The organism is Bifidobacterium callitrichos (assembly GCF_008698085.1).
Lineage (GTDB): Bacteria > Actinomycetota > Actinomycetes > Actinomycetales > Bifidobacteriaceae > Bifidobacterium > Bifidobacterium callitrichos.
In genome coordinates, this window is the sequence record NZ_RZJP01000002.1 from 499778 (window position 1) to 513904 (window position 14127).

Sequence of the window (14127 nt, forward strand, 5' to 3'; positions counted from 1 at the left end):
GGGCCATCGCGCTGTCGGACACCGCCGGGCGGGGACGGCACAGGAGACGGCACAGGAGACTCAACCATTCGACACAATCATTCGGCTCAACGGTCGAAAGGACGCTTCTCTCCCTCATCCGACAGTGGCACCATAGCGGTATGGACAACGGCAATAGCACGAGCGGCGATCCGAACGACCGCGATCTCAATATCATCAATGCGCGCATTCCCGGCAGCGATGTAGGCACGGATACACGCGTGGACCTCAGCATCCGCGCAGGACGCATCGTCTCCGTGACGCCATCTTTGTCAACGACGTCAGTCTCGGCTTCCGACACGGCCGACACCGACACGGCCGACACCATCGACGCCGACGGTCTGTGGGTCATCCCCGGACTGTGGGACTGCCATACGCATTTCACGCAGTGGTCGAAAACCCTCGGTCGCCTTGATCTGATCAGCGCTCGGTCGGCCGACGAGGCGATGGCGATGCTTCGTGCGCATCTTGACGAACGCCGCGCCGCAGGCACACTCGACCCGAATGCGTTCGTGGTGGGCATGCGGTTCCGTCACTCGCTGTGGTCCGACGATCAACAGCCCACGTTGGCTGCGATCGATGCGGTGACCGGCGAGCAGCCGGTCGCGCTTTCCAGCGCCGACATGCACTGCGGATGGGTGAATTCGGCGGCGGCCCGACGACTTGGCGTCCATGTGGATGAGAAGACCGGGCTCGTCGGCGAGCTCGAATGGTTCGACGCCTACACTCAGTTCGACAAGGCGCCGGGGGCTGCCGAGGAGACCGACCGTCTGCTTCGTGAGGCCGAGCGGGATGCGGCCGGCAAGGGCGTGGTCGGCATTCGCGACTACGAAATGGCCGAGAACATCGACACGTGGATCCGTCGTTTCGCTTCCGGCATCGATCGTCTGCGCGTCGCTGCCGGCGTCTATCCGGAACGCCTGCAGCAGGCCATCGACGACGGCTGGCGTACCGGAAAGGAGCTGCCCGGATCGCGGGGGCTCGGCACGGTCGGCGCGATGAAACTCATCTCGGATGGTTCGCTCAACACCCGTTCCGCCTACTGCTCGACCCCGTATTCAGGGATCGAACCGCCGACCTACGGCACGCTGAGCTATACGCCGCAGCAGATCGAGGAGTACATGCGGCTCGCCACCGAGCATGGCTTCGATATCGCCTGCCATGCGATCGGCGACGAGGCGAATACCATCGTGTTGAATGCGGCCGAGCGCACGCGCGCCCATGGGTCGATCGAGCATGCTCAGATGCTCAAGCGCTCCGATATCCCGCGTCTCGCGCAGCTTGGGCTCGACGCGAGCATCCAGCCGCAGCATGCGATGGACGACCGCGATGTGATCACCCGCTTCTGGGCGTATCCGGCCGGCATCCCGTATGCGTTCCGGTCGCTGTACGACGCCGGCACGCGGCTGCGCATGGGGTCGGATGCCCCGGTTGCGCCGCTTGATCCGTGGATGGCCATCTCCGCGGCAGTGTTCGGCACGGAGAACTCCGATCGAGAGCCGTTCCAGCCTGAGCAGTGCCTGCCTGTGGACGTGGCATTGGCCGCATCCACGGCGGCCGGGCGCGACCATCTCGAAGCCGGCGACCCCGCCGATCTTGTGCTCTTGGACACCGACCCGTACGAGGCCCGAACCCCGGAGGAGATGCGCGCCATGCCGCAGCACGTGTCGATGACGTTCGTCGGCGGGAGGCGCATCCTCTGAACGGCACGGTGATGAACAGTGCGGTGAGGTACTAGACAAGCTATCTGCGTTACAAGGGGTACATTGCGGCGTTTGCGGACATCTATCTCACTTACGAGGGGTACTTGTCCGAAGTATCAAGGCCTGAAAACGGCTTGACCTCGTTGCAATCAAGCCGTTCTCGGTCCCGTATACCTGACACAAGTACCCCACGTAAGCGAGATAGATGTCCGCAACAGGCCGAAAGTACCCCTTGTAACGCAGAAACCCAGCAGAAAACCAGTATCCTGCGCCGTCGATTCATTAATGAATCGACCACCTCATGCCCACCTTGTGCCAGACCGGCTCATCCTGCAATCAGGGACGTGCTGCGCGCGCATTCTGCAACCCACGTCCCCGCATCACGCATCGTGGGAGGTATCACCGCGCCGCGGATTGACCTCGGATTCCATGGCCTGCATCGGCTCGTCGACCAGGAGCGTGCCGGAGGGCAGGGTACCGGGCAGCGGATCATCCATGTAGTGATCGAATTCGTAGAGCATGCGATCGCTCGGACGGGCCGTGAGCAGCGAGACCACGATGATGCACGCCAGCGAGATGAGGAACGCGGGCAGGAGTTCGTAGATCGCGAACACGCCTCCCAATGGCTTGATGAGGTTATGCCACACGAGCACCGCAGCGGTGCCGGAGATCATGCCGGCCACCGCACCCGCCTTGTTGGCGCGGCGCCAGTACAGCGCGCACAGCATCAGCGGGCCGAACGAGGCGCCCAGACCGGCCCACGCGTAGGAGACGACCTGGAAGATCGACGAGTTCTGGTCGTAGGCCACGAGGATGCCGAACAGGAACATGACGATCAGAGTCAGACGCGCCACGATCATGACCTGCCTGTCCGTGGCCTTGCGGTGCAGCAGCCCGCGGAAGATGTTCTCGCCCATCGCGGAGGCGCCGATGATCATGTACGACGAGCTCGAGCTCATCGAGGCGGCGAAGATACCGGAGACGACCACACCGCAGATGAAGCTCGGCAGCAGCGTCTGCGCGAGCACGATGAAGATGGTCTCCGCGTCGCCCGAGGTAAGCAGGTGCGTCGGCATCATCGCGCGCCCGACCAGGCCGATGCACACCGCGCTGGCGAGCGATAGCACGCACCAGGAGGTGGCGATGATCCGTGATTTGCGCACCTCCTCGACGCTGCGGATCGACAGGAATCGCACAAGCACCTGCGGCATGCCGAAGTAGCCGAGACCCCAGGCGAGCATCGAGACGATGGTGATGATGCCGTAGTCGGCGGGTGCGCCGAACACCGCCTTGCCCGCCTCGACGAGTTGCTGCCCGGACGTCGGGTCGAGCTGCGGCACCGCCACCTGCGTGCCGGAGATGAAGCCCGGGATGGCGCGCAGGAACGCGACCGTATTGCCGATGCCGCCCGCGGAGGCCACCGTGCCGATGAACACGACGGCGAGCGCGGAGAACATGAGCACTCCCTGAATGAAGTCGGTCATCACGACCGACAGGTATCCGCCGACGATGGTGTATACGAACACGACCAGCGCGCCGATGATCATCATGAGGTGATAGTCGAAGCCGAAGAGCGCGTGGAACAGCTTGCCGACGGTCACGAAGCAGCTGCCCACGTACACGCAGAAGAACACGAGGATGATGAGCGCCGCGATGGTCGAGATCACGCCGCGCTTGTCATGGAAGCGCTTGGCGAAGAAGTCGGGGATGGTGATCGCGTCGCCGGCAACGACCGAGTAGCGGCGCAGTCGCCGGGCGACGAGCTTCCAGTTGAGGTATGTGCCGAGCGCCAGTCCGATGGAGGTCCACATCGGGTCGGCGGCGCCGGTGAAGTAGGCGAGGCCCGGCAGGCCCATGAGCAGCCATCCGGACATGTCGGACGCTTCGGCGGATAGGGCCGTCAGCCATGGCCCGACGCCACGGCCGCCGGCGAAGTACTCCTTCGATGAGGAGTTCGATCGTTTGGAGTAGATGAATCCGATGGACAGCATGGCCGTGAAATAGATGACCATGGCCAGTAGGATCCAGAAATCGTTCGCCACGATAAGGCCGCCTTACTTTCTCTCGTTCCGCTCTTGTCTTGTGTGCTCGTTCCCCGATATCGCTCGACGTTCCCCGACAGTGCGGACAATCCGCCGAAAACGCCACGAAACCGTCTCAGAGTATGGGCGCGTTCGGCCGCGGCGCGAAGGTCGGTTAGCCTGCCGATCAAGCGCCGGTCAGATGTCGTAGCGCCAGGACTTGTCCGTGATGACGCGGGCCATCGCCAGTCCGATCGGCAGGCAGACGATCACCATGAACGCGCGGAACGCCCAGTCGAGTGCGTGGATCGTCTGGAAGCTGCCGAGGTACCACATCGCGCGGTACATATACATGCCGGGGACCATGATCACGATCGACGGCACGGTCAGGCAGATGCGCGGATAGCCAAGGTGCGGGGGCAGCCAGCCCTTGCGTACCGAGGATCGCCATGCGGAGGCGAGCAGGCCGGCGAGCAGGGCGCCGATGAATGCGCCCGCTTCGGCGGGCACGCCGGCGTCGACGATCTCGAGACGCAGGGTGTCGGTGATCATGCCGATGACGGCGGCGGTCAGGCACATGCGCTGCGGCGAGTTGAACATGATCGAGAAGCCCCAGACTCCGAGGAACGCGAACACGGCGCGCAGCAGCGCGTTGACCCACGGGTTCAACCCGAGCGGCTCGAATCCGGTGGGGTTGAGGTGCACGATCGTGGCGATCATCCAGCCTGCGAGCGTGGCCATGAGCACGATGCACAGGAAGTAGGCGAGACGTTGGATGCCCGAGGGGAAGTCGATCTTCGCCATGTCCAGTCCGCTGGTGATGAGCGGGAAGCCGGGGATGACGAAGAGCATCGCGCCGATGTACGCGGTGTCGTGCTGCAATGCGATCGGGTCGAACAGGCCGATCAGTCGCAGCGTGCCGGTGCAGGCGAGCGCGGCGACGGCCACGCACACGAAGGTGACGAAGAACTGGTTCAGGTGGTGGGCGAAGAGCCGGCGGCGCAGCCAGTGGCCGAGTCCGGCGCCGACGAACGCACCGACCATGTCGTACGGGCCGCCGCCCAGAAGGAACACGAAGGACGCGCAGGCGATGGCGGAGGCGAGTCCGGCGAACGCGGGGGAGTAGAGCGGCTTGCGGTGCTCGATCATGTCGAGTCGCTTGTGCGCCTGCCGCACGGTGATGCCGGGGCGGCCGGCCACGGGTGTCTTGCCGACGTGGTCGAAGTGTTCGGCGTATTCGCCCTTCGGCGGCTTGTGATCACGTTTGCGAGAGGAGGATCCCGCGGTGCCGTTGGCGGCCTTGGTGCCGCCGCTGCTGCCGTTGCCGACGCCGTTGCCGACGAAGCCTTCTTCCGGCGCCACGCCATGACGGCCTCGGCCCTCATGCGCGTCACGGACCTCACGGAACTCACGATCGACGAGGCGCTCGCGTGACGGCTTACGATCGGCCGGATCCGAGACTTCGGCCATCCTGTCCCTCATGTCCTCGAAGTCGGGGCCCATCACTTCGGAGTCGGCGTGGCCGGATCCGTTGACGCCGCGGCGACGATGCCGCTCCTGCCGTTCGCGCTCCTCTTGCTTGGCGAGTTCGGCGCGTTCGGCGAGCGATTCGGTCATCGCCGACTTGGACCAGTCGCTCTCATGCACGTCCAGCGGTTCGGCGAGCGGCTGTCCGGGATCGGTGTGCTGGCTTGCGGCTTCGAGGGCGTCGAGGACGGCGTCCTGTCCATCCTGTTCGACCTGACCGGACTTGCCGTCATGGTCCGACTGGTCCAACTGACCCGACTGACCCGACTGACCCGACTTGACGTCATGGCCGCGGCCGGCGAGGCGATTCACCCATGTCGCGACCGTACCGGCTCCCGTCGCACCTCGCGCCTCCTGCGCCTCGGCCTGACGTTCCCGTTCCTCCTTCTCCTCCTCGCGCAGCTCCTTGGCGAGTTTGGCGGACATCTGCGAGGCGTCCTTCTCGTCGAGGTGCTGCATGAGGCCCTTGGACACCTCGGGGCGCGTGTGGTACATGCTCTCCTCGCCGAGGTTCACGCTGAACCAGTCGGCGAAGTGCTCGAGCAGCCAGATGCGTTCGGTGTTGACGCCGGTGGTGGGCAGGTCGATGACCTCGGTGATGCGGTCCTTGCCGTCGGTGCACGCGGCCTCGATGTCGGTCAGATTCACGTCGGCGCGCACGTGCACGCCGAGCGGGTAGGCGATGCGATGCATCATCTCACGCACACGGAACGATCCGGTTCCGGCGGACAGGTCAAGCAGTCCGACGCGCACGATAACGCTCGCCTTGGCGGCGATGCCCGCCTCGGTGATCGGTTTGTCCCAGTCGCGTTCGATGTCCTCCATGTCCAGCGGAATGGAGTGCGTGTGGTAGTGCGATACGGCGATCGCACCGTGCTCCTTGGGCGGTTCCTTGGTGTCGGTGCGGCGCCCGTTCTGTGTGTCGGTATGGTCCGTCTGCTGTTGCATGTGTATTCGATTCTGATGAAGGAAATCCGACGAATTGCGATGGAATCCCCGCAAATTACCCGAGATCGTACGCTACCCCGCGCCCTTCCCCGAACATCGCCGCGTTCACTTTCGTGTCCACTTTTCGGACGATCGGGGGTCGCCATATGGTCGTCCCACGCTCGTTCCGCGACCATCACACGGTCATCGCACGACCATCGCACGGAAAACCGATCACCCCCGATTATCCGAAAATCGCCCGATAATCGAACTTCGTAACATAGATGGCGATTTCGCGACGATAGAATGCTGACCACAACCAAACGCCGTATACGGGCTGTGGGCTCGCAACGGACGGCCTCAACAACCGCGGAGGAGCCGCGGGCGACCGTCAGACCGGGCAACCTGAGGTACGGCAGAAGGAGGTCTGATGACAGATAACGATCAGCAGATCACGCCAGCCGACGCGACGATAGTCTCGACCGGTACGGGAACCAAGGGTCCCGAAGAGCGTGCTCTGCCCGAATCACTCGCCAGCGACATGGATCTGTGTCTGCACATCCTGCGTGATGTACTCGGCGAATTCGATCCCAAATTGCTCGCCACGTTCGACGAAGTACGCCAGTACGCCGTCGAGGCCAGCGCCGAGCATTTCGAAGGCGTGATGGTCGATCCCGATCCGGATCACGATGGTCTCAAGAAGGCCGTGGAAGTCATCGACGCCATGAAGCTTCACGACGCCCAGCTTCTGGCCCGTGCGTTCGCCACCTACTTCCACCTCGCCAACCTGTGCGAGGAGGACTACCGCGTCTCCGTGCTGCACGCACGTGAGGCCAAGGTGAGCGACGACAGCGCCGTGGACCCGATCAACGAGCTCACCGTCGCCTACCATCAGCTCATCAACGAGATGGGCCCGGCGAAGGCCAAGGAGCTGCTCGACCGACTCGAGTTCCACCCGGTGTTCACCGCGCACCCCACCGAGGCCCGCCGTAAGGCGGTCGAAGGCAAGATCCGCCGCATCTCCGAGCTACTGACGGCCAACAAGCTGCTGGGCGGCTCCGACAAGAAGGAGAACCTGCGTCGCCTCTACAACGAGATCGACGCGCTGTTCCGCACCTCGCCGATCGCGCTCAAGAAGCCGACCCCGGTCGAAGAGGCGGACACGATTCTCGACATCTTCGACAACACGCTCTTCCACACGATCCCCAAGGTCTACCGCCGCTTCGACGACTGGATTCTGGGCGACAAGGCCGGACTCGTCGAGCCCGTCTGCCCCGCGTTCTTCCACCCGGGCAGCTGGATCGGCTCCGACCGCGACGGCAACCCGAACGTCACCGCGAAGGTCAGCCGTCAGGTCGCGCGCAAGTTCTCCGACCACGTGCTGGGCGCCCTCGAGGAGGCCACCCGCACCGTCGGCAAGAACCTGACGATGGAGGCCGAGACCACGCCGCCGAGCGCTGCGCTCAGGGTGCTGTGGAGCCACCAGAAGGAGATGAGCGAGAGGCTCACCGACAAGGCCGCGCTGATCTCCACCAAGGAGCTGCACCGCGCCGTCATGCTGGTGATCGCCGATCGCCTGCACTACACGATCCTGCGCGACGCCGACCTGATGTACCACACCTGCGACGACTTCATCGCCGACCTCAAGGTCGTGCAGCAGTCGCTGGCCGACGCGGGCGCCAAGCGCTCCGCCTACGGCCCGCTGCAGGACCTGATCTGGCAGGCCGAGACCTTCGGCTTCCACATGGTCGAGATGGAGTTCCGTCAGCACTCGGTCGTGCACTCCCGCGCCCTCGCGGACATCCGCGAGCACGGCCTGCACGGTGAGCGCGGCGAGCTGCAGCCGATGACCCAGGAGGTGCTCGACACCTTCCGCGCCCTCGGTTCGATCCAGAAGCGCAACGGACTCAAGGCCGCACGCCGCTACATCATCTCGTTCACGAAGAGCGCGCAGAACATCAAGGATGTCTACGAGCTCAACCGTCTCGCCTTCGCACATCCGGAGGACGTGCCGACCATCGACGTGATCCCGCTGTTCGAGCAGCTCGAGGATCTGCAGAACTCGGTGGACGTGCTCGAGGAAATGATCAAGATCCCCGAGGTGCAGGCTCGTCTGAAGGCCACCGGCAACAAGCTCGAGGTCATGCTCGGCTACTCCGATTCCTCGAAGGACGCCGGCCCGACCTCCGCCACGCTGGCCCTGCACTCCGCTCAGGAGCGCATCGCCAAGTGGGCCGAATCGCACGACATCGACCTGACCCTGTTCCATGGCCGCGGCGGTGCCGTCGGTCGTGGCGGCGGCCCCGCCAACCGCGCGGTGCTTGCCCAGCCGGTCGGATCGGTCAAGTGCCGCTTCAAGCTCACCGAACAGGGCGAGGTCATCTTCGCCCGCTACGGCAACCCGGTGCTGGCCATCCGCCACGTCGAGTCCGTTGCGGCGGCGACCCTGCTCCAGTCCGCGCCGAGCGTCGAGAAGCGCAACACGGACATGACCGCCAAGTACGCCGAGATGGCGCACGAGCTCGACGAGGCCGCGCACAACCGCTTCCTCGACCTGCTGCACACGCCCGATTTCGCGCAGTGGTTCTCCACCGTGACGCCGCTGACGGAGATCGGCCTGCTGCCGATCGGCTCCCGTCCGGCCAAGCGTGGCCTGGGTGCGAAGTCGCTCGACGATCTGCGTACGATCCCGTGGATCTTCTCCTGGGCTCAGGCGCGCATCAACCTGGCCGCATGGTACGGCCTCGGCACCGCGTGCGAGCAGTTCGGCGATCTGGAGACGATGCGTCAGGCCTACGAGGAATGGCCGCTGTTCTCCACGTTCATCGACAACATCGAGATGTCGCTGGCCAAGACCGACGAGCGCATCGCCAAGATGTATCTGGCGCTCGACGATCGCACGGATCTGCCGGAGAAGGTCATGCACGAGATGGAGCTCACCCGCAAGTGGGTGCTCGACATCGTCGGCGACAAGTGGCCGCTGCAGCACCGTCATGTGCTCGGCCAGGCCATCCGAATCCGCTCCCCGTACGTGGACGCGCTGTCCGTCACCCAGGTGCTGGCGCTGCGTTCGCTGCGTAAGAAGGTGGACAAGGAAGAGCTCTCCAAGAGCCAGCAGGCCGGGTTCATCTATCTCATCCTCTGCACGGTCTCCGGCGTCGCCGCAGGCCTGCAGAACACGGGCTGATTCCGGTCCGTGCCGTCGAATCATCGGGGGGCCCCGCAACCTCTGTCAGGTTGCGGGGCCCCCCGTTTTTCGCATCACCCCGACGTGAGCATCTCATCCATCGCGCGGTGATTCTCCCCATGAAGCGGTGACTTCCCCATGAAGTAGTGACTTCCCCATCGAGCGGTGACGCAAAACGGCTATATTCCGCCAATCCGCAAAATCCCCTCACCGCTCCATGTGACTTTCACCGCGTGATGGGCCTTCAGACCACACGATGAGTTGGTGGGGGATACGCAGGATGGTAGGTAAACGATAGATGGGTGGTGGGTGATAGGTGATGGGTGATAAGCGCACGATGTGCCGGTTCCCGGGATTCACCCATACGATCCCAGGAACCGGCACCCTGTGCGTTCGCACATGACAAGCCCGGAATCAGGCCGAAACCCCATTCCGGGCATGTGCGATTAAGGGCGATGCCGGTTCCCGGGATTCACCCCTGAAATCCCGGGAACCACAAGGGCCGGGGAGCGTCACGCCCCGAGCAATGCGAGCATCTGGGGGATGCTCTTCTTGCCGAATTCGACCTTCTGCTCGCCGCCATCGGCACCATCGCCACGATTGATGACGATGCAGGGCACGCTCATCGCACCGTACTGGTCTTTGAGCTCCGGGAAGTGCGAGATGTCGTAGGCCTCGGCGCGCACGTTCGGGTTGAGCGAGGCGATGCGCTGGGAGGCGAGTACCGTCTCCGGGCACATCGTGCAGGTGAGCGACACGAGAATCATCACGTCGGTCGGCTGGTCGATCGCCTCCGCACGCGACTTGAGATCGTCGTCGAGCGGCTGGCCGGGGCCCGCCGCGTTGTACAGTCCGAGCACGAACGAGTTGAACTCGTGACCGGAGGGCACGCCGTGGAACGCGAGACCGGTGAAGGTCAGTTGACCGTCGCTCACCGGATCCGCGACGCACAGGCGCACGGCCGGGCGAGCACCAGGCAGCAGGCCGGCCGGGTCAAACTCGGCGCGACCGGTGTCGTCCAGCGTGCCGTACGTCGGCAGGACGGCGGCGTCACCGGCGTCGCCACCGCCCGCAGGCAGCACGATTTCAGCCGGCTCGCCGACGACCAGTCCGGCAGACGCGGCGGGCGCGCCGTCGACCGCGGTGACGAGTCCCGCGGCGTCGATCGCCACGGAGGCGAGCTTGCCTCCGGACAGCGCGACCATCTCACCGACGAATCCCTGCAATTCCGCCGAAAGCGGGGTGTCGTCCAGCTCGAGCGCGAGCGTGACCGGACGGGTCATGCGTCCGAAGACGACGCCGAGCTGCTGCTTGATCGCATCGGAGAACAGCTCGCCGGGCCTACGCTGCGCGGAGGCGACAGCGGCCGCATCGGCGCTGCGCTTGACCGGCGCGGGAGCGGGCGTCGTGCCCTCGGCCCCGGACGCGGCCTTCGCGGCCTCGGCCTCGGCCTTCTCGTACGCGGACGCGGTCGGACGCGGCGGCACGAGTCCCGTCTTCTCGCTCATCGACTTCGCGTAGCGTTCCAGCTCAACGGCCGCGATCGCGCCGTCGGCCGTCGCGGTGACGACCTGACGCAGGTTCTTGACGCGCAGATCGCCCGCCGCGTACACGCCCGGCACGGACGTCTCGAGGTAGTCGTGCGTGATGACGTAGCCCTGCGGATCGAGGTCGACGACGCCGCGCACGAGCGAGGTCGCGGGCACGTATCCGGCGAACACGAACACGCCGAATGTGCCGCCGTCAGACGGCTTCCACGTCTCGGTCTGGCCGGACGCGCGATCGAGAATCGTCGCCTCGCGCAGCCCGCCCTGACCGGCGGTGACGCCCTTCAACTCGACGCCGTATCGCACCTCGATCTTCGGGTTGTTCTTGGCTTCCGCGGCGACGGATGCGTCGCAGGTGAAGTCGTCCTCGCGCACGAGCACGGTGACCTTGCTCGCGTACTTGGTCAGGAACACGCTCTCCTCGGCCGCGGCGAATCCGCCGCCGATGACGAGTACCTCCTTGCCGGTGAAGAACTCGCCGTCGCAGGTGGCGCAGTAGGCGACGCCGCGGCCGGCGTACTCCGCCTCGCCCTCGAAGCCGAGCTTGCGCGGGGAGGCGCCGGTGGCGATGAGGATACCGAACGTCTTCAGGTCGCCGCGCGAGGTGTGCACGATCTTGACGTCGCCGTCGACGTCGAGACCGGTGGCTTCGGCGGAGAGGAATTCGGCGCCGAAGTCACGCGCCTGCTCGCGCATGGTCTGCGTGAGCGCGCGACCGGTGGTGCGGCCGACACCGGGGTAGTTGACGACTTCGTTGGTGATGGTGATCTGTCCGCCGAAATCGTCCTTCTCGAGCACGAGCACGCGATAGCGGGCGCGAGCGAGATACAGGCCGGCGGTGAGCCCCGCGGGGCCGCCGCCGATGACGACGACGTCGTACAGATCGCTGTTGTTCTCAGTCATGCAAACTCCTTCAAAGCAGTAAAAGCAGTAAATAGGCCTCTAACAAGTAGGCCCCCTCTGACGAGGGGGCTGTCCGCGCGGTGGACTGGGGGAGAGATGACCGGAAGGATTCTCGCCTCCCTGTCTCTCCCCCACCCGGCTCCGCCGGGAGCCCCCTCGTCAGAGGGGGCCGGATTACGGTTACATGCGACGCACTGTGACAAACAGCCAGCTGTTTGTCACAGCAGGCCGACGAGGTCGAGGCTCGGCTCGATGGTGTCCTCGCCCGGCTGCCACTTGGCGGGGCAGACCTGATCGCCGTGCTCGTAGACGAACTGGGAGGCCTGGACGCGGCGCAGCAGCTCGTCGGCGTTGCGGCCGACGTTGGAGGAGATGACCTCGTAGGCCACGACCTTGCCCTCCGGGTTCACGATGAAGTCGCCGCGCTCGGCCATGCCGTCGACCTCGTTGTAGGTGTCGAGGTCGCGGGCGAGCAGGGCGGTCGGATCGGCCAGCATCGGGTACTGGATCTTCGCGATCTTCTCGTTGGCGTCGTGCCACGCCTTGTGCACGAAGTGGGTGTCGGTGGACACGGAGTAGATCTCGCAGCCGATCTTCTTGAAGTCCTCGTACTTAGCGGCGAGGTCCTCGAGCTCGGTCGGGCAGACGAAGGTGAAGTCGGCCGGGTAGAAGAAGAACACGGACCAGTGACCGAGCACGTCGGCCTTGGTCACCTCGTGGAAGTCGTTGTTCTGGAAGGCCTGAACCTTGAAGTCGGTGAGTTCGTGCTGCAGAAGAGTCATCATTGTTCCTTTCCGTGAGAGTCTTCGTGGGAATCAGCCGTGCCCGTCCGTCCGGACGGACGAGTCCGGACGGCCGCCGGACAGACCTCCGCCGGTTGCGGCCCCGGTCGCTTCCCATGCCCTCCCATCCTATCCCGAGCGCACTGCCTGCGGAACGGACGGCGCGCGCAAGACCATATGAGGAACATCACAGGCGGGAATCGGGCGAAAATGGACACGGGAATCAGGCGAAAATCCAATCGCCGAAACGGGTGAGCAGACGGGGGCACGATCCCCGTATGCGGCCATCCGCACGTTGGACGGCCGACGGACAGACCTCCGCCAGCCGTGAGACTCCCGGACGATCCCGCCCGTTACCCGAACATCGCTCGGAATGATCCGGGGAAGGACGGGCGATACAACGTTGATGATCTACTATGAGCCGTAAGGCAATCGCCCGATGATCACCCGGCAATCACCCGGCGGATAGGGTGCCGAACAGGGCGTCGCACGCCGGGAACGCAGGAACGACGACGATACGTTCGAAAAATCCGACAAGGAGACGATGATGACGACTGACGAGCAGTTCGAGCAGGGGCAGGGTCCCACCGATCCCGAGCAGTCCACGGCGAATGCGACGTGGAGCCGCATGCTGGCGGGTAATCGGCGGTTCGCCGAGGGCAAGCCGGAGCATCCGTGGCAGGATGCGCAGACGCGCGAATCGTTGATCGACCGCCAGAATCCGGACGCGGCCGTGCTCTCCTGCTCGGATTCGCGCGTGCCTCCGGAGATCGTCTTCGATCAGGGATTGGGCGATCTGTTCACCGTGCGCACCGCCGGTCAGGTGGTCGACGACGGCGTGCTCGCCTCGCTCGAATACGCGGTGAGCGAACTGGGCGTGAGCCTGCTGGTGGTGCTCGGCCATCAGGGCTGCGGCGCGGTGCACATGGCGATGGACGGATTGGACGCGATGCTGCACGAGGCCACGGCCGACGCCGACGATTCGATCGCGGCCGCCGAGCTCATGGACTCGCTCGACGAGCGCATCGCCGAATCCAAGTCGATCATCATGCGTTCGGTCGGCATGTCCGTCTGGCAGGCGCGCGAGGCCGAACTCGAGGCGCAGGACGACATCGAGCGCGTGCATGTGGCGAGCACGATCGAGAATCTGGTCTCCAGAAGCGAGGTCATCCAGACCGCGCTGGCCGAGGACCGCCTGATGCTGGTCGGCGCCCGCTACCAGCTCGACACCGGCCTCGTCGAGGTGCTGAGCTTCTGATCGGCCGCCTCAGACACCATCGTGCCCCGGCCTCTGTCGCCCCATCGTCCCCACCCCCAGGAACCCCAAGGAACGTACGCTGACGGGCGATCAGCGTACGGCGGCAGGGGTCAACGCCGGACCATCCCCCGGATTCGTACGCTTACCCGACGTCAGCGTACGAATCCGGGGGATGACCTCGGGTAAGCCACAGGGAACGTACGGTGAGCGACAGTCAGAGTACGTCCCCGAGGGGTTCCATGATTACGGCCCCA

Annotated in this window: 7 protein-coding genes; 3 read left to right on the top strand and 4 right to left on the bottom strand. The window is 64.9% G+C overall.

All coding sequences use genetic code 11. The features are described from left to right. The first annotated feature begins 140 nt into the window (after nt 1-140). Nucleotides 141-1721, top strand: coding sequence for an amidohydrolase (locus tag EMB92_RS06605; protein ID WP_150394216.1), 1581 nt, complete (start codon nt 141-143; stop codon nt 1719-1721). 380 nt (nt 1722-2101) lie between these two features. Here EMB92_RS06605 and EMB92_RS06610 read toward each other — a convergent pair whose 3' ends face one another. Both EMB92_RS06610 and EMB92_RS11695 read right to left on the bottom strand, forming a co-directional pair. After that, on the bottom strand, nt 2102-3763 hold the full coding sequence (locus tag EMB92_RS06610; protein ID WP_140445327.1) for a sodium/proline symporter: 1662 nt from the start codon (nt 3761-3763) through the stop codon (nt 2102-2104). Nucleotides 3764-3940: 177 nt separating this feature from the next. Continuing rightward, nucleotides 3941-6094 carry a threonine/serine exporter family protein gene (locus tag EMB92_RS11695; protein WP_223847621.1) on the bottom strand — a complete coding sequence of 718 codons (2154 nt, stop codon included), beginning with the start codon at nt 6092-6094 and terminating at the stop codon, nt 3941-3943. 532 nt (nt 6095-6626) lie between these two features. Between EMB92_RS11695 and EMB92_RS06625 the strand changes: the two genes are divergently transcribed. After that, the gene (locus EMB92_RS06625; protein ID WP_140445328.1) at nt 6627-9383 is read left to right on the top strand and encodes a phosphoenolpyruvate carboxylase; all 2757 of its coding nucleotides are present in this window, start codon (nt 6627-6629) and stop codon (nt 9381-9383) included. Nucleotides 9384-9895: 512 nt separating this feature from the next. Here the strand turns inward: EMB92_RS06625 and EMB92_RS06630 are convergent. Further along, a complete protein-coding gene (locus tag EMB92_RS06630) occupies nt 9896-11833 on the bottom strand; it encodes an FAD-dependent oxidoreductase (RefSeq protein WP_150394217.1) in 1938 nt (645 codons plus the stop codon). Nucleotides 11834-12051: 218 nt separating this feature from the next. Beyond that, the gene (ahpC, locus tag EMB92_RS06635; protein WP_043166665.1) at nt 12052-12615 is read right to left on the bottom strand and encodes an alkyl hydroperoxide reductase subunit C; all 564 of its coding nucleotides are present in this window, start codon (nt 12613-12615) and stop codon (nt 12052-12054) included. Between the two features lie 547 nt (nt 12616-13162). On the opposite strand from ahpC, the gene EMB92_RS06640 reads away from it, so the two are divergent. Next, complete coding sequence (locus tag EMB92_RS06640) at nt 13163-13873, top strand: carbonic anhydrase (RefSeq protein WP_223847622.1); 711 nt, start codon at nt 13163-13165, stop codon at nt 13871-13873. The last annotated feature ends 254 nt before the right edge of the window (nt 13874-14127 follow it).